This is a genomic window from Nitrospirota bacterium, assembly GCA_026387665.1.
Classification (GTDB): Bacteria; Nitrospirota; Nitrospiria; order Nitrospirales; family Nitrospiraceae; genus Palsa-1315.
In genome coordinates this window covers 249,764-275,227 of sequence record JAPLLG010000003.1, presented here as the reverse complement: position 1 = coordinate 275,227, position 25,464 = coordinate 249,764, and the positions used below count along the sequence as shown (strand labels likewise).

Annotated in this window: 25 protein-coding genes, 1 tRNA gene and 2 riboswitches; of the genes, 25 read left to right on the top strand and 1 reads right to left on the bottom strand. The window is 58.0% G+C overall.

The genetic code is table 11. From position 1 onward, the window contains the following. Nucleotides 1–48: 48 nt before the first annotated feature. From ftsH to NT179_01885, 12 genes are all read left to right on the top strand, one after another. A complete protein-coding gene (gene ftsH, locus NT179_01940; protein ID MCX5720778.1) occupies nt 49–1,860 on the top strand; it encodes an ATP-dependent zinc metalloprotease FtsH in 1,812 nt (603 codons plus the stop codon). 117 nt (nt 1,861–1,977) lie between these two features. After that, nucleotides 1,978–2,862, top strand: a complete 885-nt coding sequence (gene folP, locus NT179_01935) for a dihydropteroate synthase (GenBank protein ID MCX5720777.1) — start codon at nt 1,978–1,980, stop codon at nt 2,860–2,862. Then, nucleotides 2,855–4,204, top strand: a complete 1,350-nt coding sequence (gene glmM / locus NT179_01930; protein MCX5720776.1) for a phosphoglucosamine mutase — start codon at nt 2,855–2,857, stop codon at nt 4,202–4,204. Before folP ends, glmM begins: the two co-directional genes overlap by 8 nt. A 152-nt stretch (nt 4,205–4,356) precedes the next feature. Further along, on the top strand, nt 4,357–6,906 hold the full coding sequence (locus tag NT179_01925) for a DNA internalization-related competence protein ComEC/Rec2 (GenBank protein ID MCX5720775.1): 2,550 nt from the start codon (nt 4,357–4,359) through the stop codon (nt 6,904–6,906). 41 nt (nt 6,907–6,947) lie between these two features. Next, nucleotides 6,948–7,979 (top strand): S-methyl-5-thioribose-1-phosphate isomerase, encoded by a 1,032-nt coding sequence (mtnA, locus tag NT179_01920; protein MCX5720774.1) that lies wholly within the window; start codon nt 6,948–6,950, stop codon nt 7,977–7,979. Between the two features lie 96 nt (nt 7,980–8,075). Further along, nucleotides 8,076–8,495, top strand: a complete 420-nt coding sequence (ndk, locus tag NT179_01915) for a nucleoside-diphosphate kinase (GenBank protein ID MCX5720773.1) — start codon at nt 8,076–8,078, stop codon at nt 8,493–8,495. Nucleotides 8,496–8,559: 64 nt separating this feature from the next. Continuing rightward, the gene (gene gcvH / locus NT179_01910) at nt 8,560–8,946 is read left to right on the top strand and encodes a glycine cleavage system protein GcvH (GenBank protein MCX5720772.1); all 387 of its coding nucleotides are present in this window, start codon (nt 8,560–8,562) and stop codon (nt 8,944–8,946) included. A gap of 9 nt (nt 8,947–8,955) precedes the next feature. Beyond that, the gene (lpdA, locus tag NT179_01905) at nt 8,956–10,377 is read left to right on the top strand and encodes a dihydrolipoyl dehydrogenase (protein ID MCX5720771.1); all 1,422 of its coding nucleotides are present in this window, start codon (nt 8,956–8,958) and stop codon (nt 10,375–10,377) included. Continuing rightward, the gene (locus NT179_01900) at nt 10,377–10,853 is read left to right on the top strand and encodes a helix-hairpin-helix domain-containing protein (GenBank protein MCX5720770.1); all 477 of its coding nucleotides are present in this window, start codon (nt 10,377–10,379) and stop codon (nt 10,851–10,853) included. Before lpdA ends, NT179_01900 begins: the two co-directional genes overlap by 1 nt. After that, on the top strand, nt 10,850–12,064 hold the full coding sequence (gene tyrS / locus NT179_01895) for a tyrosine--tRNA ligase (protein MCX5720769.1): 1,215 nt from the start codon (nt 10,850–10,852) through the stop codon (nt 12,062–12,064). Before NT179_01900 ends, tyrS begins: the two co-directional genes overlap by 4 nt. Nucleotides 12,065–12,117: 53 nt before the next feature. Continuing rightward, nucleotides 12,118–12,192: transfer RNA gene (locus tag NT179_01890), tRNA-Gly, on the top strand. A gap of 137 nt (nt 12,193–12,329) precedes the next feature. Further along, nucleotides 12,330–12,644, top strand: a complete 315-nt coding sequence (locus NT179_01885) for a hypothetical protein (GenBank protein MCX5720768.1) — start codon at nt 12,330–12,332, stop codon at nt 12,642–12,644. A 185-nt stretch (nt 12,645–12,829) separates the two neighbouring features. On the opposite strand, the gene rpmB is transcribed toward NT179_01885, so the two are convergent. Next, entirely contained in the window at nt 12,830–13,036 is a 207-nt protein-coding gene (gene rpmB / locus NT179_01880) for a 50S ribosomal protein L28 (GenBank protein MCX5720767.1), read from the bottom strand. Nucleotides 13,037–13,155: 119 nt separating this feature from the next. Between rpmB and NT179_01875 the strand changes: the two genes are divergently transcribed. From NT179_01875 to cobD, 13 genes are all read left to right on the top strand, one after another. Continuing rightward, a complete protein-coding gene (locus tag NT179_01875) occupies nt 13,156–13,413 on the top strand; it encodes a SemiSWEET transporter (GenBank protein MCX5720766.1) in 258 nt (85 codons plus the stop codon). Between the two features lie 80 nt (nt 13,414–13,493). Then, a riboswitch (cobalamin riboswitch) is annotated at nt 13,494–13,664 on the top strand. After that, nucleotides 13,621–14,751 (top strand): cobalamin-binding protein, encoded by a 1,131-nt coding sequence (locus tag NT179_01870; GenBank protein MCX5720765.1) that lies wholly within the window; start codon nt 13,621–13,623, stop codon nt 14,749–14,751. Its footprint overlaps the riboswitch before it by 44 nt. Nucleotides 14,752–14,756: 5 nt before the next feature. Further along, the gene (locus NT179_01865; protein ID MCX5720764.1) at nt 14,757–15,890 is read left to right on the top strand and encodes an iron ABC transporter permease; all 1,134 of its coding nucleotides are present in this window, start codon (nt 14,757–14,759) and stop codon (nt 15,888–15,890) included. Next, the gene (locus tag NT179_01860) at nt 15,887–16,786 is read left to right on the top strand and encodes an ABC transporter ATP-binding protein (GenBank protein MCX5720763.1); all 900 of its coding nucleotides are present in this window, start codon (nt 15,887–15,889) and stop codon (nt 16,784–16,786) included. Before NT179_01865 ends, NT179_01860 begins: the two co-directional genes overlap by 4 nt. A gap of 86 nt (nt 16,787–16,872) precedes the next feature. Beyond that, a riboswitch (cobalamin riboswitch) is annotated at nt 16,873–17,073 on the top strand. 49 nt (nt 17,074–17,122) lie between these two features. Continuing rightward, entirely contained in the window at nt 17,123–19,072 is a 1,950-nt protein-coding gene (locus tag NT179_01855) for a TonB-dependent receptor (protein ID MCX5720762.1), read from the top strand. Between the two features lie 36 nt (nt 19,073–19,108). Further along, nucleotides 19,109–19,708 (top strand): cob(I)yrinic acid a,c-diamide adenosyltransferase, encoded by a 600-nt coding sequence (cobO, locus tag NT179_01850; GenBank protein ID MCX5720761.1) that lies wholly within the window; start codon nt 19,109–19,111, stop codon nt 19,706–19,708. Between the two features lie 4 nt (nt 19,709–19,712). Then, a complete protein-coding gene (locus tag NT179_01845; protein ID MCX5720760.1) occupies nt 19,713–19,919 on the top strand; it encodes a cysteine-rich CWC family protein in 207 nt (68 codons plus the stop codon). An 11-nt stretch (nt 19,920–19,930) separates the two neighbouring features. Next, nucleotides 19,931–20,527, top strand: coding sequence for a cob(I)yrinic acid a,c-diamide adenosyltransferase (locus NT179_01840; protein MCX5720759.1), 597 nt, complete (start codon nt 19,931–19,933; stop codon nt 20,525–20,527). Nucleotides 20,528–20,531: 4 nt separating this feature from the next. Beyond that, entirely contained in the window at nt 20,532–21,068 is a 537-nt protein-coding gene (gene cobU, locus NT179_01835; protein MCX5720758.1) for a bifunctional adenosylcobinamide kinase/adenosylcobinamide-phosphate guanylyltransferase, read from the top strand. Nucleotides 21,069–21,082: 14 nt separating this feature from the next. Continuing rightward, nucleotides 21,083–22,138, top strand: a complete 1,056-nt coding sequence (gene cobT / locus NT179_01830; protein ID MCX5720757.1) for a nicotinate-nucleotide--dimethylbenzimidazole phosphoribosyltransferase — start codon at nt 21,083–21,085, stop codon at nt 22,136–22,138. Then, on the top strand, nt 22,135–22,896 hold the full coding sequence (locus NT179_01825) for an adenosylcobinamide-GDP ribazoletransferase (GenBank protein MCX5720756.1): 762 nt from the start codon (nt 22,135–22,137) through the stop codon (nt 22,894–22,896). The genes cobT and NT179_01825 overlap by 4 nt, the downstream gene beginning before the upstream one ends. Beyond that, on the top strand, nt 22,893–23,855 hold the full coding sequence (gene cbiB / locus NT179_01820) for an adenosylcobinamide-phosphate synthase CbiB (protein ID MCX5720755.1): 963 nt from the start codon (nt 22,893–22,895) through the stop codon (nt 23,853–23,855). The genes NT179_01825 and cbiB overlap by 4 nt, the downstream gene beginning before the upstream one ends. After that, entirely contained in the window at nt 23,852–24,943 is a 1,092-nt protein-coding gene (cobD, locus tag NT179_01815) for a threonine-phosphate decarboxylase CobD (protein ID MCX5720754.1), read from the top strand. The genes cbiB and cobD overlap by 4 nt, the downstream gene beginning before the upstream one ends. The last annotated feature ends 521 nt before the right edge of the window (nt 24,944–25,464 follow it).

Below are 25,464 nucleotides of genomic sequence, written 5' to 3'. Positions count from 1 at the left end.
AACTGCGTGGTTTTCCTCATTTAAGCGTCAATCCACAAGGAGATCTGGATGAATTCCAGGGCAAAGAATCTGCTTTTCTGGGTCGTCGTCGGCCTTTTCATGATTTTACTGTTCAATCTGTTCAGTGTGCCGACCCATGCGCCTGAAGAAGATGTGATTTTCAGCGAGTTTATGGCCAAGCTCGACAAGGGCGAAGTCGAGCGGGTCATCATCAAATCCAGCCACATCAGCGCCGTTCTGAAAGACAAGACCCGTATCAGGACCTATTCGGTGGAATATCCTGAATTGGTGAAAGTCCTGCGGGAGCGTGGCGTGCAGATCGAAGCCAAGCCACCGGATGAAAGCCCTTGGTACATTACCTTCTTAGTGACGTGGGGGCCGTTTGTGCTCTTCCTGGGCCTGTGGTTCTTCCTGATGCGGCAAATGCAGATGGGGGGCAATAAGGCCCTCTCATTCGGGAAAAGCCGTGCCCGCATGTTGACGGAGGACCGCAAGAAAGTGATGTTCTCCGATGTCGCAGGCGTCGATGAAGCGAAAGAAGAAGTGCTGGAGATCATCGAGTTTCTCCGGGACCCGCGTAAGTTCCAAAAGCTGGGCGGCCGTATTCCAAAGGGCGTTTTGATCGTCGGACCTCCCGGGACCGGGAAGACCCTGTTGGCCAAGGCCATTGCCGGTGAAGCCAGCGTGCCGTTCTTCAGCATCAGCGGATCGGACTTTGTGGAAATGTTTGTCGGCGTCGGCGCTTCCCGTGTGCGCGATCTCTTCGAGCAGGGGAAAAAGCATGCGCCCTGCATCATTTTCATCGACGAAATCGATGCAGTCGGCCGGCTTCGCGGCGCAGGGTTGGGCGGCGGGCATGACGAGCGTGAGCAGACGCTGAATCAATTGCTCGTCGAGATGGATGGATTCGATACGACTGAAGGCGTGATTTTGGTTGCGGCGACCAATCGGCCTGACGTCCTTGACCCCGCCCTTCTCAGACCTGGACGCTTCGACCGACAAGTCGTTGTCAATCGACCGGACTTACGGGGCCGTACGGAAATTCTCAAGGTGCATACGAAGAAAGTGCCAATCGCCACGGACGTGGAGCTGGAAAAAATTGCGCGCGGCACGCCAGGCTTCTCAGGAGCCGATCTGGAGAACCTGGTCAATGAAGCTGCGCTCTGGGCTGCGAGACAGAACAAGAAAGAAGTGGAAGTCGTCGACTTCGAGATGGCCAAAGACAAAGTCTTGATGGGGGCCGAGCGCAAGAGCCTGATCTTGAGCGACGAAGAGAAGCGGACGACGGCCTATCATGAAGCAGGCCATGCGCTGATCGCCAAGCTGATTCCGGGAACGGACCCGGTCCATAAAGTCACGATTATTCCTCGGGGCCGTGCGTTGGGCGTGACGATGCAGCTTCCCACCGATGACCGGCACAACTACTCGAAGGAGTTCTTGTATAACAACCTGGCCATCCTCATGGGCGGGCGTGTGGCGGAAGAGCTGGTCTTGAAGCACATGACGACCGGAGCAGGGAACGATCTTGAGCGGGCTACGGATCTCGCGCGGAAGATGGTCTGCGAATGGGGCATGAGCGAAAAGTTGGGTCCTCTGACATTCGGCAAAAAAGAAGAAGAAGTGTTTCTTGGGAGAGAGATGGGGAGTCGGCGCGATTTCAGCGAACAAATCGCTTTGGAAATCGACCAGGAAGTGAAACGGCTGGTGACGGAAAACTATGAGCGGGCGAAGCGTCTGCTCACGGAGCACATGGCCAGTTTGAAGGGCTTGGCGGAAGCGCTTCTGGAAAAAGAAGTGCTGGACTCAGCCGATATCGACCAGATTATTTTGCAGTCCACATCGCAAACAGTTCCTGCCTAATTGCATGCACTGGTCCGGGCCGCCCAGCCAGGGAGGCCCGGCAGTACAGCCGAGTTGTCATAGACGAGAAGGCCGCTGGCGGATTTTCAGCATCCTGCTGCAGGGAGGCGCCGTCGTTTGCTGGTAGATTACACAACATTGACGAGACGGGCCACGGATCGGCTGATCGAATTTCCCGGCCGACCGCTCATGATGGGCGTGGTGAATGTCACACCCGATTCATTTTCTGACGGTGGCCGTTACCTGGATCCTGACGCTGCCGTGGCCCATGCCCTTCGCCTAGTGGCGGAAGGGGCGGATCTCTTGGATATCGGCGCTGAGTCGACTCGCCCTGGCGCGGACCCTGTCGATGAGGCGGAAGAGCGTCGTCGCGCGATTCCCGTCGTGGCCGCAATGGCCAAAGCCGTCAGGGTTCCGATTTCCATCGATACCTCGAAAGCCTCGGTGGCACAGGCGGCTCTCGATGCGGGAGCGGTGCTGGTGAACGATGTCACGGCCTTGCGGGGCGATCCCGCGATGGTCGAGGTTATTGTCCGCATGGGAGCTGGGATCGTCCTGATGCATATGAGCGGGACGCCTCGCACGATGCAGCAGCATCCACGCTATGAGGATGTGGTGGGCGAGCTCTCCGCATTTTTCGACGAACGAATCCATTTCGCCTTATCGCGCGGCGTGGTGCAAACACAAATCATGCTTGATCCGGGCATCGGATTTGGTAAGCTGCTCGAACATAACCTGACGCTCTTGGCGCAACTGGACCGCTTTGCGGGGTTTGGCTGCCCCCTGCTGGTGGGTGTCTCACGCAAGGCGTTTCTCGGACAGCTGGTGGACCGGCCGGTGCAGGAGCGTCAGTGGGCGACGGCGGCAGCGGTGGCGATGGCGGTCGAACGCGGGGCCGGAATCCTTCGTGTGCACGATGTGCGCGCGATGCGAGAGGTGATGCAGGTGACAATGGCAATCAGTCAAGCGACGGCTCGGCCCATGAAAGCACAACATGCGTAAATTGTTCGGCACGGACGGGGTTCGCGGGGTAGCCAATCTCGATCCGATGACCAGTGAAATGGCGATGCAGCTGGGACGGGCCGCCGCGCATCTGTTTATGCGCCGGGCCGGACGACACCAGATCGTGATCGGCAAGGATACTCGCATCTCCGGCTATATGTTGGAGTCGGCCTTGACCTCCGGGATTTGCTCCATGGGCGTGGATGTGTTGTTAGTCGGTCCGATGCCGACCCCGGCGATTGCATTTCTAACCAGGAGTCTCCGGGCCGATGCGGGGGTGATGATTTCGGCTTCGCACAATCCTTACCAGGATAACGGTATCAAGTTTTTCTCCAACGACGGATTCAAGCTACCCGATGAAATAGAAGCGCGCATCGAGGAGCTCATCGTCTCGAACGGGATCGCCCATCTCAGGCCGACGGCCGATGCCATCGGCAAGGCCTATCGCATCGACGACGCCGAGGGCCGCTATATCGAGTTTGTCAAACGGTCCCTGCCGAAGACCATGGATTTCAAGGGACTCAAGATCGTGGTCGATTGCGCCAATGGCGCAGCCTACAAAGTCGCGCCGAAAGTCCTGCGCGAACTCGGGGCGACGGTCGACGTGATCGGTGATAAGCCGAACGGGATGAATATCAATGCCGGTTGTGGGGCGGTTCATCCTGAATTGCTGCAGCAGGCGGTGCGTGAGCGGGGGGCCCATCTTGGTGTGGCGCTGGACGGGGATGCCGATCGCGCCATTTTCGTCTGCGAACAGGGACGAGTCCTGGACGGAGATCCTATCATGGCGATGTTGGCGCTCGATCTGCATCGGCAGGGACAGTTGGCTAGGCAGACGGTGGTGGGGACCGTCATGAGCAACTTCGGGCTGGAGCGCGCCATGACGAAGGCCGGCATCACGCTGGTGCGGACTGCCGTCGGCGACCGGTATCTACTCGAACGGATGTCGGTTGACGGGTATAACTTCGGGGGAGAGCAGTCCGGCCACTTCATCTTTCTGGATCACAATACGACCGGTGACGGGTTGCTCTCGGCGCTCCAAGTGCTGTCGCTGATGAAACGGACGGACAAATCCCTGTTGGAATTGGCCCAGGCCATGACGGCAGTCCCGCAAGTCTTGCTCAATGTGAAGGTGGCGAAGAAGCCGGACCTCGATACGGTCCCAGAGCTGCAACAAGCCATTCGCGACAGTGAACAGCGCCTCAATGGCAGCGGACGTGTGTTGGTGCGGTACTCCGGAACCGAACCGCTCTTGCGGGTGATGGTCGAGGGGGAGCGCGACGATCAGATTCGCGATGTGGCCAATCGACTGGTTGAGGTCGTCAAGACCCATATTGGGTAACCTCAGGAACAGCCTGAGGATGCTCAAAAAGGCCGTCCAACAAGGCCGCAGCGAGTGAAGGGCCGAGTCGTACCCTTTAGGGTACGTTGAGGGCCTGAGCGATGCGAGAACGAAGCTGGCGGACTTTTTCAGCATCCTCTTGAGGGAGGCCCATGCTGCCGTCCCTGACTATTGCTTTTATCGTCGGGCTCTTCGTCGGATCGCAGATTCCCTATTTCCCCCTCTCCTCCTCCGGTCTCCTCTTCCTCGCGGCGCTCGGTTTTGTCCTCCTTGAACGACTGCATCGTTTCTCCATCCGTCAAGCCACGTGGCTCTACGGAACGCTCCTGGCGGGAGTGGTCTATTGGGCTCTGGCCGTCAATCTGCCTGGCAATATCCCGCTGGCCGAGCCGCCATCCGATCGGGCGGTTGAGATGACCGGTCGCATCGTCGCGCCGGTGCAACAGGCTCCGGATCGGTTGGTGATGATTGTCAGGCCGGATGATCCTTCCGCATCGCCGGGAGTTTCCAGATTGGTTCGACTGACTTGGCGGACCCCTGAGCGAATATTCTTTCAAGGCGACCTGGTCCGCTTTCGGGCTCTGCTGCGCCGTCCGAGCGGGTCGTTGAATCCAGGAGGGTTTGACTATGCGGCCTATCTTGAGCGGCAAGGCATCGATACCGTCGCCACAGTGACAGGGGCCGAAGCGGTGCAGTTGATTGAGTCCGGACTGGGCCATGCTCGGTGGGGGATTTGGAATCGCTTGGATCGGTGGCGGAGCAGCATTCGTCTCGCCGCGATACAAAGCATTTCTCAGCCGGCCCTGGGGCTCTATCTGGGCATCATCCTCGGCGATCGAGGGTATCTCGATCAGGACCTGCGCGATCAGTTCATGGTGACGGGAACGGTCCATCTCCTGTCCATTTCAGGAAGCCATTTGGGCCTCGTCGCGCTGCTCATCTTCGCGGTGATCAGATGGATGATGATTCTGCTGCCAGCCGATTGGCTGCTGGTCTTGTCCCGACGAATCACGCCGACTCGCATCGCTACGGTCTGCACGATTCTGCCGGTCGCTGGTTATGCCTGCCTCGCAGGGGCGGAATTGGCGACGATGCGCTCGTTGCTGATGGTGGCTGTGGGGTTGACGGCGATCTGGCTCGGTCAGGAACGGCGGCTGTTCCATGCCCTCTCTGCCGCTGCGTTGGTGATCCTCTTGCACGATCCTCAAGCCCTGTTCGATATTTCCTTTCAACTGTCCTTTGTCTCCGTCCTTGCCATTGCCGGGTGGCTTGCCTGGCAGGGCGATGCTGATGCGGAGGAGTTGCCTGGCGAGCCGTCGAGTTTCAAAACCTATGCGCGGTGGGGGAGAGATTCAGTGTTCATGAGCGGGGTCGTGACAATGGTGACCCTTCCGTTGGTGGCTCACTACTTCAATCAATTGCCCTGGCTTGGTTTGTTTACCAATGTGGTAGCTGTCCCCGCGATGGGAGTCCTGCTGGTCCCGATAGGACTGGCTGCCGGAGTCTGGCAGATTATGACAGGGGCAAGCCTGTTGCCATTGGCGTCATGGAATCAGTGGCTGCTTGAACACTTTGTAGCGTCAGTTCGTTTGCTCTCGACGTTACCGGGAGGGGACTGGCATGTCGCGGCCCCTTCGGTGCTCACCATGGGGCTGTTCTATGTCTGCCTTGGATTGCTATGGCTGCGAGTGGGCCGTGTGGGGCTTCGGTTGGTCGCAGGAGCCGGATTGGTAGTGGTCTTGTTCTGGTGGGCTTGGTCTCCCAGGATGTTTCCTGATGGAGAGCATTTCCGCGTGACGTTTCTGGACGTCGGCCAAGGCGATAGTGCGGTCGTGGAACTGCCGGACGGTCTGGTCCTGTTGATCGACGGAGGGGCGACCTATGAACGATTCGATATGGGCCGCGGGGTCGTGGCTCCGTTTCTCTGGAATAGAGGCATTCGTACCATCGACCATGTGATCGGTACGCATCCGCAACTGGATCATGTCGGGGGGCTGGCCTGGGTGCTCCGTCATTTCACTGTGAAAAATTATTGGGGACTGGGCGAGCCAAGGGAGGAGCTCTTCTATCAACGGCTGCAGCAGTCATTGGCCGATCGAGGATTATTCGAACAGGTGGTGAGAGAGGGGCAGGAGATCCTATCGTCCGGTCCCTGTCGGATGGTCGTCCGTAACCCGCCAGCGGAGGAGCCTGTTGGTGCATCGATTCGTGATCGTCATGGGAGTGGGCATGGCCTGAATAATCGTTCGGTGGTGACGAAGCTGACGTGCGGTCATCATACGATCCTCTTTGCTGCGGATGTCGAGCGGGATGGTTTGTCTCGGATGACGAGCGCGAAGCCTTATGACCAGATCGAGATCCTCAAGGTGCCTCATCATGGAGCGGTGAGTTCGTTGAACCGTGACTGGCTGGCATCGGTACAGCCGACCTATGCTGTCTTTTCAGCTGGCCGTCATAATCCCTATCGCCACCCGGCTCAGGTCGTCCTCGACACCTACGAGTCGGCTGGCATTGCCACGCTACGAACCGATCGTGACGGAGGGGTCTGGTTTGTAGGCGGAGTCTCCGGCGAGGCGCTTGAAGTCCATCGAACGAGAGAGTGGTTGTGGCAACCGGCGAATAGAACCTCTTGCCTTTGGGCCTGCGAACGGGCGAACTGGACCAGGCTGTGGCAGCAGTGGCGCGATTTCTTGAAGTATTAGCCCCTTGCACTGCGTCGCAGTTCCCGCTACAAGATTCCTCTATGGTTCCTACTGTTGAATGGAAAGACGGAGCAGTTCGACTGCTCGATCAAAGTCAGCTTCCTGGGAAAGTGGTATTCCTGGATTGTCGGGACTACCTGACGGTGGCTCGGGCCATTAAGGAGCTGGTTGTTCGCGGGGCGCCTGCAATCGGCGTGACGGCCGCGATGGGCGTGGCGCTTGGTGCACAATCAATTAAGGCAGCATCTTACGATGAATTTATGAAGGCGATGCTGGGTATTTGCGACTGCCTGGCTGCGACCAGACCGACCGCCGTTAATCTCTTCTGGGCGATTGAACGGATGAAGCGCACGTTATCAGAATTACGGGATCGACCGGTATCGGATATCAAGCGGTTGCTCCTAGAGGAGTCGCAGCGAATCCTGGATGAGGACATCGCGCTCTGCAAGGCGATGGGACAACATGGCGCGAAGCTCATTGCGAGTGGCCAAACGGTTCTGACCCATTGTAATGCCGGCGCATTGGCGACGGCGGGCTACGGCACGGCGCTCGGCGTGATTCGCGCAGCCTGGGAGCAGGGGAAGAAGATTCAGGTCATCGCGGATGAGACCAGACCGGTGCTGCAGGGTGCGAGGCTCACGGCCTGGGAGTTGATGCAGGACAAGATTCCTGTAACGCTCATCACGGACAATATGGCCGGCACGCTCATGAGACAGGGGAAGATTCAACTCTGTGTCGTGGGGGCCGATCGGATCGCCGCCAACGGGGACGTGGCGAACAAGATCGGGACCTACTCGGTTGCCGTGCTGGCGAAGGCCCACGGCATTCCCTTCTACGTGGCCGCGCCCTATTCGACGATCGATTTGAAGACGAAAACAGGAGCGGACATTCCGATCGAAGAACGGAATCCCCTGGAAGTTACTACCATCCACGGCAGCCACGCGATCGCACCAGCTGGAGTCGCAGTCTACAATCCTGCCTTCGACGTGACACCGGCTGAATTGATCACCGGCATCATCACCGAGCGGGGCGTCTTTCGCCCGCAGGATCTCGCGGCGCAATTCGCCTCTTAAGGCCTCGCTCCCTTGCAAGGCTGGCAGCCCCTCCTTATAATGGGCCGGTCAATTTCGACATTTTTCTATCATTAGCGTGGAGGAAGAGTTTAAGCGATGAGTGAACGAACATTAGCGATTATCAAGCCGGATGCTGTGAAGAAGAACGCGATTGGCGACATTATTGCCAGCTACGAAAAAGCAGGCCTGAAGCCGGTGGCCATGCGCATGATGCAGTTTTCGAAATCGACCGCCGAGGGGTTTTACTCCGTGCACAAGGCTCGTCCATTTTTCGATAGCCTCTGCACGTTCATGTCGTCCGGTCCGGTCGTGGTGCTGGTCCTGCAGGGCGACAATGCGATCAAGAAGAACCGTGAGTTGATGGGCGCGACCGATCCGGCCAAGGCGGAAGCGGGCACGATTCGCAAGGCGCATGGGGCGAACATCGAGTTCAACGCGGTGCATGGGTCCGATTCTCCAGAGACCGCCCAGTTCGAGATTGCCTATTTCTTTCCCTCGATGGAAATCGTCGGATAGGCATCTACCGGTCGGCGTAAGCAACTGCGTCGCCTGAGCCCGGTCTTCTTCACAAGGAGCGCGCATGATTCCGAAAGATCTCCGGTACCACCAAGAGCATGAATGGGTGCGCGTGAGCGGCACTCAGGCTACAGTTGGCATCAGTCATTTTGCCCAGGATGCGTTGGGCGACATCGTCTTCATCGACATGCCGAAGCCCGGCGCTGTCGTCAAGGCGGGGCAGCAGATCGGTGAGGTGGAATCGACCAAGACGACCTCCACGATCTACACGCCCGTAAGCGGCACGATCGCGAAGATCAATGCCGATTTGAAAGACCATCCTGAAGTGGTGAACTCCGATCCCTACGGCAAGGGCTGGATGGTGACGATCGATCTCTCCAATGCCGGTGAAGTCGAGAAGCTGATGACGTCAGCGCAGTACGAGGACTTTCTCTCCACGCAAAAGCATTGATTCGCTCCCATGTCTAAACACATCGCCATTGTCGGCGCGGGGCCTGGTGGGTATGTCGCGGCGATTCGGGCGGCCCAACTGGGCGCCCGCGTCACCGTCATCGAGTCCCATGCGTTGGGCGGCGTCTGTTTGAATTGGGGCTGCATTCCCAGTAAGGCCCTCCTCTCAGTCGTCGAGCTCGGCGACAAGGTCAAGAAATCAGAAGACATGGGGCTGCTCGTTCAAGGGCTGGTTACGTACGATCTCGCCAGGATGGTCGCCAGAAAGAATAAAGTCGTGGCAACGCTTGTGAAGGGCATTGCCACGTTGTTCAAGGCCTGGAACATCGAGCAGGTGCAGGGGAGGGGATCATTACGGGATCGGCAGACGGTTACGGTGACTTCAGCCGATGGTGCAACGCGGGCTATTCAGACTGATGCGATCGTGATTGCGACCGGGTCGTCCTGGCCGAACTTACCGCAGTTTCCAATCGACGGGCAGCAGTTGCTCACCAGCCAACATCTCCTGGACCTCGATCGGATTCCTGCCAGTCTGCTGATCGTCGGAGGGGGAGTCGAGGGCTGTGAGTTCGCGGCGCTCTACAGTGGTCTGGGGACGGAGGTCATGATCGTTGAATTGATGCCGCGCGTGCTCCCATTGGAAGATGAGGATATTTCATCGACGATGGAGCGAGAGCTCAAGAAGCGCGGCGTGACGGTGTTGACCGGGAACACAGTCGAAAAATTTGACCGATCACCGACGGCTATCACGGTGCATCTCAAAGATGGTACGCAGGTAACGGTTGAGAAGCTGTTGGTGTCCGTGGGGCGAGGATTGAATAGCCAAGGCATCGGGCTGGAGCAGGTAGGGGTGCAGACGGGTAGGCGGGGGGAGATCCTTGTCAACGACCGGATGGAAACCACCGTGCCTGGGATCTATGCGATCGGCGACGTGGTCGGCAAGGTCATGTTGGCGCATGTGGCTTCGGCTCAGGGCAAGGTCGCGGTCGAGAACATTATGGGGCATGAGGCGCAGGTCCGCTACGACGTCATTCCTGCCGGAATTTTCACCCTGCCTGAGATCGGTCGCGTGGGTGTGACGGAGCAGCAGGCTCGCGAGCGAGCCCAGGCTGCCGGAGAGAATCCTGACAGCTCGGTTTCGGTGGGACGGTTTCGCTATGCAGGCTTGGGGAAGGCGCAAGCGACAGGGGACACGACAGGATTGTTCAAGGTCATTGCCGAGGCGCCGAGTGGAAAAATTCTGGGCGTCCATATCATTGGGGCCCACGCAGCCGATCTGGTGCATGAGGCGGCTTTGGCGATGCAGGTCGGTGCGACGGTGACGCAAATGGCGGAGATGATCCATGCCCATCCGACATTGTCAGAGGGCCTGATGGAAGCGGCGGAAGATGTCGAGGGGAAAGCGATTCATCAAGCGCGCAGGCGAACATAATGATGTGGCAATCGCTCCTCCTCAAGCTCGGCATGTTCGTTGTGACCCTGGGAGTGGTCTTCTGGATCGGGTGGAGCCTGCCTGCCTCATTCGAGCAGGCGCGCGAACGTGAATCGAAAGCGCCTGAGGAGCCGAAGGCAGAGAAGGTGTCAGGCGGTAGACAGGTTGCGGCGGTGAGTCCAGCCCCTGTCGCTTCGTTGCCAGCGCCGGCGCTTTCTATTGTTCCGAAACGATCTCACGATGGCCTCCTCGATCTGAACCGGGCGACGGAGCAGGATTTTGATGCGCTGCCGGGGATCGGCCCGAAGTTGGCCGAACGGATTATGGAGTATCGGCAATCGGTGGGGGCCTTTCATGCGCTCGATGAATTGCGAGACGTCAAAGGGATCGGCAAAAAGAAGTTTGAGCGGATTCGTCCACTGGTCACGGTGACGCCGGATGCCAGTTCTATAGCGAAGGGGAAGAAGGCGACATGAGCGAACTCTCCCGTCAACTGGAGTTGATCCTCCGCGGAGTTGTGGAGGTCATTCAACGGGCCGAACTTGAATCGAAGCTGACCCGGTCTTTGAAAGAGAACCGGCCGTTGCGCGTGAAAGCCGGTTTCGATCCGACCGCGCCGGATCTGCATTTGGGCCATACGGTCTTGATCCACAAGCTCAAACATTTTCAGGAACTCGGCCATCAAGTGATCTTCTTGATCGGCGATTTCACCGGCATGATCGGCGATCCGACCGGCCAATCGGAGACGCGCGTCGCGCTGTCGAAGGAAAAGGTGTTGGAGAATGCCAAAACCTACGAGCGGCAGATCTTCAAGATTCTCGACCCGGCCAAGACTCTGGTGGAGTTCAATAGCCGCTGGATGAGCACGATGACGGCTGAAGGGTTGATTCATCTGAGCGCGCACAGCAGCGTCGCGCGGATGCTCGAACGGGACGATTTTCATAAACGGTACCATGAGCAGAAACCGATCAGTATCCATGAATTCATGTATCCCCTTGTGCAGGGCTATGATTCCGTGGCGCTCAAGTCCGATGTCGAGCTGGGCGGCACCGACCAGAAGTTCAATTTGTTGATGGGCCGGGAGCTGCAACGGGACTATGGGCAGGAGCCGCAAGTGGTGATCACGATGCCGTTGCTTGAGGGGATGGACGGCGTGAAGAAGATGAGCAAGAGTCAGGGGAACTACATTGCGCTGGAAGATAGCCCGAATGAGATGTTCGGGAAGCTCATGTCGATCAGCGATGTGTTAATGCTCCGGTATTACGAGTTGCTCACGACGGAAGATTTGGCCGGCGTGAAGGCCGCGCATCCGATGGAGGCGAAGCAAGCGCTCGCCTCTCTGATCGTGGCGCGGTATCATGGGGCGGAAGCAGGCCAGCAGGCGAGGGCGGCCTTTCAGCAAAAGTTTTCCGAGCGAGAGTTTCCCGCGGAGCCGGATGTGCGCTTGACCTTGACCTTGGCCGATTTGCGTGAGGGGCAGACGATCAGTCTGGTCGATCTGGTGGCCAAGACGGGGCTGGTGCCGAGTAAGAGCGAGGCCCGGCGGCTGATTATCCAGGGAGGGTTAGAAGTCGATGAGCAGAAGCAGGGCGATGCCACGGCGGTCTTATCGATCGTGCCTGGGAAGGTTTATCGCTTGAAGATCGGTCGACGAAAGTTTGCGTTAGTTGAATTGTCTGGATCGTGACCAAGAGTTTCTTGACTTGGCCTAGAGGCCCGTCGTAGGATTCGGTTCAGTGAGCGGGCGTAGCTCAGTGGTAGAGTCCTTGCTTCCCAAGCAAGTTGTCAGGGGTTCAAATCCCCTCGCCCGCTCCAAACACAGACGTTACACGTACGAGGTGAAGGACTTGAGAGGCATGCGCTTTCAAGTCCTTTTTTTGTACCTTATGCGGTTTGAGTCATGATGCAGGCGATCATGGGCGATAGCCTGTGTATTGCAGAAAGGATCTATTGTGAGCCGAAGACAGTTTGGATTTCTGATCGTTGTGACGTTCGTTGGAAGCCTCACGGGCGGAGCCGTCAGCGGGTGGTGGTTGGCTCCGTCGCTCGTGGGGGCGCAGAAGGCCAATGGGGTGAACGCCGAAGAGTTTCTGCTGCTGGATGTGAATGGTAAGGCGCGAGCCGGATTGGGACTCGATCAAAATGGGGAGGTGGGTCTGGTGCTGACGAGTCGTGATGGGAGTCGGAAGCTGGCTCTGTCTCCCGACGATCGATTTGCCGTGAAACTATCTGATCAGAACGGGCGGGTCATCTGGTCGGCCCCGTAGCAGAGGCCGACTAAGAAATATTGGGCTGGATAAAATCTGAGGTGGACCGGGTGAATCTGGAGCCTGTTCAAAAAGGCTGTCCAGCAAGGCCGCAGCCGATGACAGCACCGGAGGCGTAGCCTTTAGGCTACGTTGAGGATGTTGTCGAGGCGAGAACGAAGCTGGCGGACTTTTTCAGCAGGCGACTAAACGGCTTTTTCGACTTTGCCGCTGCGCAGACAACGGGTGCAGACCCGAATGCGTTTCGGCTGACCGTCGATCAGAGCCCGGACTGGCTGGAGATTCGGTTTGAAAATCCGCTTGGTCTTGTTATTGGCGTGACTGATGTTATTGCCGGATTGGCGACGTTTGCTGCAGAGATCACATGTAAAAGCCACGGTACACTCCTTCATCTGGTCGAATCGATAGAAGATTGCGAAGGGGAAATGTACCACAGGGCCATCGGTCTTGACAAGCAGGTTTGATAGCTGGCTGGTGGCAAGGGGGCGATAGCCAGGAAAGGTGATAGATAATGACGGGAATCGATCTCTTAGGGTTTGCGGCAGGGACATTGACTACCTGCGCCTTCTGGCCCCAACTGCAGAAAACCTGGACGTCCAAGTCTGCAGGCGATGTCTCGATGGGCATGCTGGCCATCTTCTCTGCCGGTGTCTGTCTCTGGTTTCTGTATGGGCTCGTCCTTCATGCCTGGCCGATCATTTTGACCAATGCCGTGACGCTGCTATTAACCGGGGCGATTCTTGTGCTGAAGCTGCATTACCGCCGCTAGCGGCGATGAGCTGCTGGGCGCGCAGATGGCCGCCGTTCATTATTGAACTTGACAACTTTCTTCTCCTCTCCTAGAGTGCCCTCCACATTGTGATTCCTGGGTAAGGGAAGAGGGTGCAAGTCCCTCGCGGTCCCGCCGCTGTAAATGGGGACGAAACCCGTACATGCCACTGTTCGCCTCGGCGGATGGGAAGGCGCGGGGAGTAGGGTGAACCATGAGCCAGAAGACCTCCCAGGATCGTTGACCGAGATTCCCTCGTGGGCTGGGGAATTGGCGAGGATGAGTTGCGGGTGCAATCCTCAGGGTCTTACTACGGCCTTGGGGATTTTTTATTTGCGCATTCGAAGCCGTCACTCGATCGGTTGGGCCGCGGCGGCCATGCTCTTCGTGGTCTGTGCCGCCCCGGCCTGGAGTGACGGCTCTTTTGCGCAGGCAGGCGAGGCGGACATGGCACGTCGACAACAAGGCATCCTGACCGGGATGCCCTTTATGGCGAATATCACCCCGCGGACTTTCGTCGACGATCTCGGCCGTAAATTGTATTTGGCAAAGGCGCCCACGCGGATCGTCTCCCTCGCGCCCAGCATCACGGAAATTCTTTTTGCCATCGGGTTAGAGCAGCAGATCGTCGGCGTCACCGAGTTTTGCGACTATCCGCCGGAAGCCAAGCAGAAGCCCAAAGTCGGCTACACCCATCCCAACATTGAAGTCATCGTTTCGTTGCAGCCGGATTTAGTGCTGGCTCCGCGCTCCTTTCTCCGGGCCGATCTCCTGGTCAAGCTGGAGCAATTGAAAATCCCGACCTTCATCGTCGATCCGGAATCGTTCGAGGAGATTCCCAGCCGCATTCAGTTGATCGGCCGCATGGCCGACCGCTCCGCATCGGCCGACGCGGTCGCGAAGGCGATGAAGGAACGGATCGCGGCGATCCGAAGCAAGACGGAGGGTTTGCCGCGCGTCCGCGTGCTCTATGTGCTCAACAGTCAGCCGCTGATTACCGTCGGTCCCGGAAGCTTCATCCATCATGTGATCGGGTTTGCGGGAGGCGTCAACATTGCGAGCCAGGCCTCCGTGCCCTATCCACGCCTCAACATGGAAGTGGTATTGAAGGAAGATCCCGAGATCATCGTCTTCCCCATCGGGAAGGCTGATGGAGTTCCATTTGGCGATCAACAGCTCTGGCAGCAATGGCCGTCGCTTTCGGCGGTGAAGCAGGGACGGCTCCATCAGATTCCTTCCGATCTTCTGAACCGTCCTGGACCTCGGATCGTCGAGGGGTTGGAACGGCTGGCCAGCATTCTCCATCCTGAAGCCTTCGCGGCGAGCGTCGCGCCGTGACTGACATGAAGGCCACCAGCGATCCGCCGCAATCTGCCGTCCCATCTAAACAACCGACCATTCTGAAATATCCAATTGCCTCTCCCTTGTTGAGCGGCGCCGTGCTGACCGCCAGGCGCTGGAGCGCCGTGATGGCGCCGCTTGCGCTGTTGTCCGTCGTCGGAGTCTTGATCTGTTTGCAGTTTGGATCGCAATGGATCGGGCTCGGTCAGGTGATCGATATTGTGAGTCACGTCCTGCGCGAAGGGTCTGTCGAGAGTGAGCAGGTGGGGACGACCGGCGTGATCCTCATTCAGGTACGATTGCCGCGCCTCTTGTTGGGTCTTCTCGTTGGCGCGTGTTTGGCTTCCGTCGGCGTCGTGCTGCAAGCCCTGTTGCGCAATCCCTTGGCCGATCCCTATGTGCTCGGAGTGTCGAGCGGGGCGGCCCTTGGCGTGGCCCTGGCGATTCTGCTGGGGATCGGTTCGACGTTTCTTGCTCTGTCGATCTTGCCGCTCTGTGGATTCGCCGGAGGGCTGTTGTCTCTGGCGGTGGTCTATCGGATGGCGCTTTCTTATGGACGGTTGCCGATTCACAGTCTCCTGCTCGCAGGGGTCATCCTCAATTCGATCTTTTCGGCCTTGATCATGTTCATCACCTCGATCATGGAACCGAATCGCTCTGCAGGCACGATGACCTGGCTCATGGGGACCTTGACCGCGCCGTCGTATCCGGCCTTGGCCATCCTGGCCTGCTATCTGCTGGGAGGGCTCTTTCTTTTGCTCAAGCAGGCTCGCCGGTTGAACATTTTGACCTTGGGTGAAGAGTCCGCCCGGTCCCTGGGAATCGAAACGGAGCAGGTCAAGCGGCAGGTCTATCTTCTCTCCGCCCTGATCACCGGGGCGGTCGTGTCTGTGAGCGGGATGATTGGTTTTGTCGGGATGGTGATTCCCCATGCGGTGAGACTCATGCTCGGGGCGGATCACCGTTTGCTCCTGCCTGCTGCAGCGCTCGTCGGAGGGCTGTATCTGATGGTTGCCGATACCTTGGCGCGCACGCTGCTGACTCCGGCTGAGATTCCGGTCGGGATTATCACGGCGCTGGCAGGCGGCCCCTTTTTCATCTATCTCCTGGTGTGGCGGAAGGATCGGTTCGCATGAGCCTCTTTCCTGAGAATGATCGCGGCATGACCGGCAGGGCCGTTGCTTCACGTAAGGCCTACGAGGTGCGGTCTTTGCGGTTTCAGTACCAGCCTCTCAGTCAGGGTCTTGATATCTGGGTGGTTGACGGACTGACTTTCGATGTCGAGGCTGGAGAGATTCTGGGCATCGTGGGCCCGAACGGGTCTGGAAAGACGTCGCTGCTCAAGCTGTTGGCGAAGGTCTTGCGACCGCACGATGGTGACATGGCCCTGTTCGGGCGCGATCTTGGCGCAATGCCGCAAGTGGAAGTGGCAAGGACGGTGGCCTTTGTGCCGCAAGAGAGCCCCCAGGTCTTTTCCTTTACCGTGATGGAAACGGTCCTGATGGGCCGGTTCCCGCATCATCATGGCGCGACCTGGAGCGCGGGCTTCGGCTGGGAAAGCGCCGAGGATCTGTCGATTGCCGAGCAGGCGCTGCAGTATACGGATCTCATCCATCTGGCTGGCCGCTCGGTGATGGATCTTTCGGGCGGTGAACGCCAGCGCTGCATGATTGCCAGGGCCTTGGCGCAAGCGCCCCAGGTCCTCTTGCTGGATGAGCCAACCGCGTTTCTCGATCTTCAGCACCAGATGGAAATCTGCGCGATTGTGCGCCGGCTGAAAGAAGAGCGGGGCCTGACCGTGGTGCTCGTCTCCCACGACCTGAATCTGGCGAGCCAATACTGTGATCGCATTCTGATGCTGAAGGCCGGAGCCCTTTTCCGTCTCGGTGCGCCGCATGACGTGATCAATGTGGATGTGTTGAAAGCCGTCTATGGCTGTGACGTCTTGATCGATCGTCATCCGGAATCGGACGTGCCCAGGGTTACCTTGCCGCAGTATCGGGCCGCGAAGAATCTTGGAGATCGTTTGTAGCGGAAGGATTAGTGCCCGATCCTTCCGCTTCTTGTCGGGGCACGTATTTTTAATCAGGGGGAGCCTATAGAGAAGAACCATCAGCGACGGGGAAGATGGTGTAAAGCCATCACGGTGCCGCCACTGTAAGCGGGGAGTGATCCTGCACAAGAGCCACTGTCATGACGCGTGAAAGGTGAAGCGTAAAACGTAAGGGACTGAGTCAGTCCTTTTACGTCTCACGTTTTACGACTCACGCTTCAGATGGGAAGGCGCAGGGGAACGACGATCCGCAAGTCAGGAGACCCAGCTGACAGGTATTTTCATGCAGCCCTTCGAGCCAAAGGGAGGTTTCGCATGCAGTCTCGTCGTGGGGATCGGTTTGTCTTGTGCTGCGCCGTGGCAGCTTGTATCGGCCAAATTGTTTGGTCGTCGCCCGTATTCGGTGAAGAGCCTGCCGAAGCTGAACCGGTTATTGAAACCAGGGAGGTGGTCGTCTCGGCAACGAAGACGCCTCTGCCGATTAGTCAGGTGACCAGTGCGGTGGAAGTAATCACCGGCGAGGAGCTAGAGCAGAAGAAGATGAAGACGGTCGTGGATGCGTTGCGGCTCGCCCAAGGAGTGGCCGTTCTTTCCAACGGGGGTCCTGGAAGAGAAGCCACCGTTCGAATCCGTGGGGGAAGCAATACCCACACGCTGGTTCTCATTGATGGCGCCATTGTGAACAGTGCGACACAGGGGTTTTACGATTTTTCGAGCCTCACAGCCGAGAACATCGAACGAATTGAAATCCTCCGGGGAGCCCAAAGCATGCTCTATGGATCGGATGCGATGGGAGGCGTGATCAACGTTATTACGAAGAAGGGGCGGGGGGCGCCAAGCGGGAGCCTGTTCACGGAGTATGGATCGTTTGCGACCATTCGAGAGGGGGCCCAGGCGTCCGGTGCGAAAGGACCGTTCGACTTTGCCGGCTCGGTCTCGCGTTGGGACACTAGCGGTTTCTCCACAGTGAACTATAAGCGGGGAGCGGCAGAACGAGATGGGTTTCATAACTGGCAGGGATCTGCTCGTGTGGGCGCGACGCTGCCGAAAGACGGCCGGTTGGACTTCAGTCTTCGTTGGTCGAACTCCGATGTCGGTCTGGATAGTGTCACCAGTACCGCGAAGTCCGACGTTTTGGGGTCGAAGCAGACGACGCGATCGCTCATCCTGAGCGGTGAGTACGAACAGCCGCTGACGTCTTGGTGGTCGCAGAAGCTGACGGTTGGACAGAACAACGAGCGGACGCTTTTTGATGGAGGCACGGTACGGCGTAACGTGGAAACCGGCGCTGTGAGCACCCTCTCACCGCGAACCCTCTCCGACATTGAGATTCTGAACCGGCGCGCGGAGTGGCAGCATAATTTTCAGATCGGGAAACCCTTGTTGCTGACCGCCGGGTATCAGTATCGGGATGAGCAGGGGAACAATCCGAACTTTCAGCCAAGCACCACGCGGCTGAAAATTCTTTCATCGCATGCCGGCTTTGCCCAAGCCCAGGTCAATCTGGCGGATCGGGTCTTTTTTACGGGAGGTGCTCGGCAGGACAGATTTAATACGTTCGGAGACGCGACGACCTATCGAGTGACAAGCGGATACCTGCATCCAGAAACTGGCACAAAAATCCGCGGTTCCTATGCCACAGGTTTCCGATCCCCGAACATTAATCAGTTGTTTTTTCCGGGGTTCGGTAACCCCGATCTCAAGCCGGAGAAAAGTAAAAGCGCCGATATGGGCGTCGATCAAAATCTTCTCGATGGCAAATTGAAGCTGAGTGCCGGGTATTTCTGGAATCATTTCGACAATCTGATCCAGAATGTACTCGCGGGGGCCTTGCTGAGACCGGAAAATGTCGGTCAAGCGAGGGCTCAGGGGTGGGAACTTAGTTTCCGCATGGATGTATTGAAGCAACTCAGTGTCCGAGGCCAATATACCTATACCTCGACCCGGGATTTGTCGAACAACCGCCGCCTGGTCCGTTGGCCGACTGACCAGGCGAGCCTTGGTGTGAGCTATAAACCGATTACTCCCCTGCAGATCAATATGGACTATCGGTTTGTCGGAGCCCGCAACAATGATGCGAATAATACGCCAAGCCAACGAATGGGATCATTCGGCGTGGTGAATGTGTCCACAACCTATGATGTCAATAAGACGATGCAGATTTTCGGGCGCGTGGAGAACCTGACCAACCAAGATTATGAAGAGATCGCCGGATTCGGGACGGCGATTCGGTCGGTCTATGGTGGAGTGAAGATTACATTCTAAGACGTTTACGATAGCCGGTGCTTCAGGAGGCATGCAGTGACGGAACAGGACGAACACAAAGCGAAGATGGAGCGGTTGAAGGCGTCGGTGGATCGGCGCATCGAAGCGGCGCAAGAAGAGCGAGGCCTGTTGATCGTCTATACGGGCGCTGGCAAGGGGAAGACGACCGCCGCGTTGGGGATGGCGCTGCGCTGCATCGGCCACGGATTGAAGGTGGCGGTGGTGCAGTTCATCAAGGGGGCGATCGATACGGCGGAGGAGCGGGCGCTCAAGTCCTTTGGCGACCGGGTCACCTTTCTTCGCATGGGCGAAGGCTATACCTGGGAAACGCAAGATCGTGAGCGGGATGCCGCCTGCGCCCAGCAGGCTTGGGCCGAGGTCTGCGGGTTCTTGCGCGATCCCTCCTATGCGATGGTAATCCTCGATGAATTCAATATCGCCCTGAAGCACGACTATGTCAGACTTGAAGCCGTGTTGCCGGTTCTTCGGGGCCGGCCTCCCATGCAGCATGTGGTCATCACTGGGCGCGGCGCTACGGAGGCCTTGATCGAGGAGGCCGATTTGGTTACGGAGATGAAGCAGGTGAAGCATCCTTTCAGGACAGGAGTGAAGGCGCAGCCAGGAGTGGAATTTTAGCAGGATGAGAGGACCAGTCACCAAAACGTGCGAACAGTGCAGTCAGACCTTTGAGTGCGGGCAGTACGGCTGCTGGTGCGGACAGATGGGTGTGACCGATCAACATCTGGACTGGATCACGGCTCGTTTCGAGGATTGTCTCTGTCCTGCCTGTTTGAAGCAGGTGGTCTCCGGTGAACTGGGGCCTTCAGCCACCCCTTCCGCAGAATAGGGAGTCAGAACATGCGCATTACAAAAGTGTATACCAGGACCGGTGACGCGGGTAAGACGCGGTTGGCCGGCGGACAGCAGGTCTGGAAGGATAGTCTTCGAGTTGAGGCCTACGGGACTCTGGATGAGTTGAATGCGGTGGTTGGGGTAGTGCGGGCGATGAATGGTGAGATGGCTTGCAGCCCTATCCAGGTTGAGCAGCTCGATGAGGATCTTCGCTGGATTCAGAATAAACTGTTCGATCTCGGAGGGCTTCTTGCGACGGTTCCCGGGCAAGCGTTCAAGAATATGCCGCAGGTGACGGGAAAAGATGTGACGAAGTTGGAGAAGATGATCGACCGTTGCCAGAAAGATTTGCCTCCGCTCAAGGAATTCATTCTCCCTGGCGGGGGGAAGGTCTCAGCCTTTTTGCATCAGGCGCGAACGGTTTGCCGCAGGGCGGAGCGGTTCTGTGTGCAGCTCTCGCGGGAAGAGCCGGTCGATGCGGTCTCTATCAAGTTTGTGAACCGGCTGAGCGATGCCCTGTTCGTTCTGGCTAGATGGGCAGCTAAGACACAGGGGGAGCCTGAGTTCCTCTGGCAACGTGATGTGAAGAAGACAGCGAGATGATCCTATGAAGAAGGCACGCAAGGGACGGTCGAAGCTCATTCTGGTGTTGGGTGGCGCTGCTTCAGGCAAGAGTCAGGTGGCGCTCGATCTGGCAGGGGAGGCGGGACCGAGAGCCTTCGTAGCGACAGGTCAGGCGCTGGATCGGGAGATGAAGGTGCGGATCGAGCGGCATCAGGCCACTCGCTCGTCGGACTGGGAAACGGCGGAAGTGCCGGCTGATTTAGCCGAGTGGTTCTGTGGTAATCGCAATAGTTATCAAACGATTGTGCTTGATTGCCTCACGCTATGGTTAAGCAATTTGAAGGGGCGGAAACTGCACGATGTAGCAGTGCTTGATGCCACAGATGATTTGCTGCAGGCGATCAGGCTGACGAAGGCTCGCGTCGTGATTGTGAGCAACGAATTGGGTTTGGGCCTTGTGCCTGCCACGAAAAATGTCCGGGCCTTTCGCGATCTGGCAGGACGGGTCAATCAACAGGTGGCGGCAGAAGCGGATGAAGTCTACCTGACGGTCAGCGGCCTTCCGCTTCGATTGAAGTAAGAGGAGTGTCGAGGATGCTGTTGCGTGAAACCATCGACCGGATTCAGCCGACTGACCCTCGTCTGCTGGCTCAGGCTCAGGTGCGACTTGATCGATTGACGAAGCCGGTCGGCAGTCTGGGCCGGCTCGAAGAACTGGCGGCGCGCTACGTCATGATTACAGGGGAGCTGAAACCTCAGATTCCGCGCGGAGCCGTCTTTACCTTCGCGGCCGATCATGGAGTGACGTCGGAAGGGGTAAGCGCCTATCCCTCCGCCGTGACGCCTCAGATGGTCCTGAACTTTTTGCGCGGGGGCGCCGCAGTCAATGTGCTGGCACGTCATGCCGGCATCGAGGTTCGTGTCGTGGATATCGGGGTGAATTTTGACTTCGAAGCGGCTCCGGGACTTATCCATAAGAAGGTCATGCCTGGCACAAAAAATTTGCTGGTGGAGTCTGCCATGAGTCCCGCGCAGGCGGAGCAGGCGCTGCAAGTCGGGATCGAGCTGGCCAGGGAAGCCGCTCAGCAGGGGATCGGCCTGATCGGAACAGGGGAGATGGGGATCGGCAACACGACCGCCAGTTCGGCGATTACCGCTGTGATGACGGGCAGACCGGTTTCCGAGGTGACAGGACGGGGGACCGGGATCGACGATGCCAGCCATGCTCATAAGATCGAGGTGATTCAGCGGGCGCTCGCTCTCCATCGGCTCGATCAGGCCGACGCGATGCAGGTGCTCGCTAATGTAGGTGGGCTGGAAATCGCCGGGTTGGCTGGCTTGATGTTGGGCGCGGCTGCGTCTCGCATTCCGGTGGTGCTGGACGGATTCATCGCAGGAGCGGCTGCCTTGATCGCCGTGGGTCTGCAACCTCGTTGCAAAGATTATCTCATTGCGTCCCATCGGTCGGTCGAGCGAGGCCATCAGGCGATATTGGAGCATCTGGAATTGAAGCCGCTCTTCGATCTGGACCTTCGTCTGGGGGAAGGTACCGGCGCTTGCCTGGGTATGAGTCTGGTTTTTGCCGCGATCAAGATTCTGATGGAGATGGCGACGTTTGACGAAGCCGGCGTGTCGGAGCGCACAGTATGACGTCGTTGCTGCGAACGTTTCTTTTTGCTTGGCAGTTTCTCACGGCTGTTCCCCTTAGCCGTTCGACGCACGATGCCAAGCCGGAGGAGTTGGCTGCCTCCATGAGTTGGTATCCCTTTGTGGGCGGACTCCTGGGCCTGTTGTTAGTCACGGCGGATCTGTTTCTGGCGCAGATTTTTTCTGCCGAGGTCACGAGTCTGCTCTTGCTGCTTCTGCTCATCGGCATTACGCGCGGGCTCCATCAGGACGGCTTGGCCGATATGCTGGACGGGTTGGCCGGAGGGCGAACCCCTCAGGCTCGCCTGGCGATTATGAAGGATGGGCGAGTCGGGGCGATCGGCGCGACTGGGCTCTTTCTCTCGCTCGGTCTGCGTTATGCCGGGCTCAATGACATGCCGATCGACGAGCATCTTGCCTTGTTGCTTGGCATGCCGGTGGTCGGTCGATGGGCCATGGTCATGGGATCTTTCCATGCGACCTATGCAAGGGTGGAGGGAGGATTGGCCCAATCGTTTCTCGCACATTTGTCCTGGCGACATCTCACTGTAGCAACCGTCACGGCAGGATTGATTTTATCTTTCTTGTTGGGCCTTTGGTTAGCCTTGGGCTGCCTCCTCATCGGCACGGTTCTCGTCAGGCTTTCGACCGCCTGGTTTCATCGGATGTTCGGCGGCGTCACCGGTGACTTGTTGGGCGCGACGAACGAAGTGGCAGAGATTCTCTTTATCCTGATTGTGCCCCTGGTGCTCTTCCGATGACCGGAGGCGAATTGGCGTTGGCCTGTATGTTGGACGCGGTGGTCGGGGATCCCCGCTGGTTTCCCCATCCGGTGCGCTGGATGGGATCTGTCATCAACTGGTGTGATCGGTTCGTCCATCAGCTCCTCTTGTCTTCGACCAAGCAACGGATGGCTGGCATCCTATTGGCAGTCGCCTTGCCAGCTGGGGCTTATGCTGTTGCTACGATACTCATTCAGTTTGCCGGTTCGATCGATGCGTTAGGGGGAAGTGTGGTTACGGTGCTGCTGGCCTGGACCACGCTTGCGGCCCGCGATCTCATCGACCATGTCCGCTCCGTGCAGAGGGCGCTCCAGTCTGCCTCCTTGACGGAAGCGAGAGCCGCCCTCGCGAAGATTGTCGGACGCGATACGGAGGAGATGGCTGAAGCCGATATCGTGCGCGCCTCGGTGGAAACGATTGCGGAAAGTACGGCGGACGGGATTATTGCGCCTCTCTTTTATCTGGTGATCGGAGGCGCGCCCTTGGCCTTGGCCTATAAGGCGATCAGCACATTGGATTCGATGATCGGCCATATGGACGAGCGATACCGGTGGTTCGGCTGGGCGTCGGCCCGATTGGATGACGTGGTGAATTTTATTCCGGCTCGCATCACCGCGCTCTTGTTGGTCTTGTCAGAGGGAATCGTGGCTCGATCCTGGCCTGCCATGCAGAGGGCCTGGCAGATCCTCTTGCGTGACGGGGGGGCGCATCCAAGCCCGAACAGCGGCCATCCGGAGGCGGCGATGGCCGGCGCGCTCGGCGTGCAATTGGGCGGGAGCAATCGTTATGACGGCCTGCTTGTTGAGCGGCCCTGTCTTGGCGATCCGGATCAAGCCCTGACGAGTGAGCATATTGGTAGAGCGCTCCGGCTCATGTTGTGGGCCAGTCTGCTGGGCGTCTTGTGGGGCGTCGGGTGGCTGTTGATGGTGAGGGAATGACACAGCCGATTCACGGAGGGAATGTCTACAAGGTCGCGCGGGAACAACGGGTTCCCGTCGATCGGATCGTGGACTTTAGCGCTAGCATCAATCCATTGGGCTTCCCGACAGCAGGGCTTCGTGCCATTCGCACGGCGCTCAAGCAGATCGTCCATTATCCGGATCCGGACTGCTGGCAGCTTAGACAGGAATTGGCGCTACAGTGCGACGTCGATCCTGACATGATTCTCGTCGGCAACGGTTCGACGGAGCTGATCCATTTGCTGCCCCGCGCGCTTGGGATCACGTCGGCGCTCATTGCTGGTCCTACGTTTGAGGAATATGCGAGCGCTTTGACCGATGCAGGGAGTTCGTCCCAGTACCTGCATGCCAAAAGAGAAGAGCGATTTCTCCCTCCCGTGAAAGACCTGCTGCGAAGGTTCTCGGCTACACGGTCGAAATTCGACGCCCTCTTTTTGTGTAATCCCAACAATCCGACCGGCCAGGTGCTGGACCGGCAGGCTGTGCGCGAGCTGGCTGAGGCCACTGAGCGGCAGCAGGGCTGGTTGATCGTGGACGAGGCCTTCATCGACTATTGTCCGGCTCAGTCGGTGGTGTCGCTGGTGAGCGAATATCCTCGTCTGATCGTGCTGCGCAGTCTGACGAAGTTCTATGCCATGCCGGGGTTGCGAATCGGCTATCTGGTTGGAGCGAGTCAGGTCGTTGCGCGGATGAAAGATCGCCAGCCCCCCTGGTCGGTCAACTCATTGGCCCAGGAGGTCTCCCTGGCGGTGTTGCAGGACCAGGCCTATGCGACCAAGAGCCGCACCTTCATGAAGGGTGAGCGGTCACGATTCATGCGCGGGCTTCGCTCCCTGTCCGGCCTGCGTGTCTACCCATCAGCGGCGAATTTTGTGCTGATCGAGTTGCCTGCGACGACGAGCGCTGGCGAGGTGACAGATCGACTGGCTGCTGAGAGGCTGCTTGTCCGCGATTGTTCGACCCTGCCAGGCCTGACCAGCCAGATGATTCGTCTTGCCATCAAGACTGCGAAAGAAAATCGACAGTTGCTGGCAGCACTCGGAACCAGCCTGAAAAATAAACGATAGGTCTGTACAGTTCTGTACGTTCAATCACAACAATTTTCCCTCGCGTGAGTGATTCGCTCTCTTTTTCTGAAGATCGTTTTCGTCGGCTCATCACATCTTGCTGAAATCTCACAGGTTGCGCTGCCTACTGATTGGGCAATGTGCAAGGCTCTGTAGTGTGGCAGGCAGTTGGCGACTCATCCACATGGTTATCCACAAGCCATGCACATATTTTGTGGACATAGAAACGATGGGGGCTCATGGCTTCAGTTCTTGTTGCCTTTTTCTGCGCAGATTTTTAGGGTGATGACGGAGAATCACCAGTCATAGAGCGGCATTTTCGTGCAGATGTCTATCTGTATATGATGGAGTCAGCGGGGGATGGTGTCTCATGGAAAAACCGGCCATGCCATCTACTGTCTAGCACCGGTCATCCACAATTTATCGTCTGGGCCTGGAGATGGCGCGTTCGCTTCGATGGGGTGAGGCAGAAAGAGGCTCCCTTGTCACTTCACGTCCATGTAACAAGCGATAGAAGGATG

Coding starts and splice junctions, on each gene's coding strand:
- ftsH (MCX5720778.1), top strand. CDS start 49: ATGAATTCCAGGGCAAAGAATCTGCTTTTCTGGGTCGTCGTCGGCCTT.
- glmM (MCX5720776.1), top strand. CDS start 2,855: ATGCGTAAATTGTTCGGCACGGACGGGGTTCGCGGGGTAGCCAATCTC.
- NT179_01925 (MCX5720775.1), top strand. CDS start 4,357: ATGCTGCCGTCCCTGACTATTGCTTTTATCGTCGGGCTCTTCGTCGGA.
- mtnA (MCX5720774.1), top strand. CDS start 6,948: ATGGTTCCTACTGTTGAATGGAAAGACGGAGCAGTTCGACTGCTCGAT.
- ndk (MCX5720773.1), top strand. CDS start 8,076: ATGAGTGAACGAACATTAGCGATTATCAAGCCGGATGCTGTGAAGAAG.
- gcvH (MCX5720772.1), top strand. CDS start 8,560: ATGATTCCGAAAGATCTCCGGTACCACCAAGAGCATGAATGGGTGCGC.
- lpdA (MCX5720771.1), top strand. CDS start 8,956: ATGTCTAAACACATCGCCATTGTCGGCGCGGGGCCTGGTGGGTATGTC.
- NT179_01900 (MCX5720770.1), top strand. CDS start 10,377: ATGATGTGGCAATCGCTCCTCCTCAAGCTCGGCATGTTCGTTGTGACC.
- tyrS (MCX5720769.1), top strand. CDS start 10,850: ATGAGCGAACTCTCCCGTCAACTGGAGTTGATCCTCCGCGGAGTTGTG.
- rpmB (MCX5720767.1), bottom strand. CDS start 13,036: ATGAAGGAGTGTACCGTGGCTTTTACATGTGATCTCTGCAGCAAACGT.
- NT179_01875 (MCX5720766.1), top strand. CDS start 13,156: ATGACGGGAATCGATCTCTTAGGGTTTGCGGCAGGGACATTGACTACC.
- NT179_01865 (MCX5720764.1), top strand. CDS start 14,757: ATGAAGGCCACCAGCGATCCGCCGCAATCTGCCGTCCCATCTAAACAA.
- NT179_01860 (MCX5720763.1), top strand. CDS start 15,887: ATGAGCCTCTTTCCTGAGAATGATCGCGGCATGACCGGCAGGGCCGTT.
- NT179_01855 (MCX5720762.1), top strand. CDS start 17,123: ATGCAGTCTCGTCGTGGGGATCGGTTTGTCTTGTGCTGCGCCGTGGCA.
- NT179_01845 (MCX5720760.1), top strand. CDS start 19,713: ATGAGAGGACCAGTCACCAAAACGTGCGAACAGTGCAGTCAGACCTTT.
- NT179_01840 (MCX5720759.1), top strand. CDS start 19,931: ATGCGCATTACAAAAGTGTATACCAGGACCGGTGACGCGGGTAAGACG.
- cobU (MCX5720758.1), top strand. CDS start 20,532: ATGAAGAAGGCACGCAAGGGACGGTCGAAGCTCATTCTGGTGTTGGGT.
- cobT (MCX5720757.1), top strand. CDS start 21,083: ATGCTGTTGCGTGAAACCATCGACCGGATTCAGCCGACTGACCCTCGT.
- NT179_01825 (MCX5720756.1), top strand. CDS start 22,135: ATGACGTCGTTGCTGCGAACGTTTCTTTTTGCTTGGCAGTTTCTCACG.
- cbiB (MCX5720755.1), top strand. CDS start 22,893: ATGACCGGAGGCGAATTGGCGTTGGCCTGTATGTTGGACGCGGTGGTC.
- cobD (MCX5720754.1), top strand. CDS start 23,852: ATGACACAGCCGATTCACGGAGGGAATGTCTACAAGGTCGCGCGGGAA.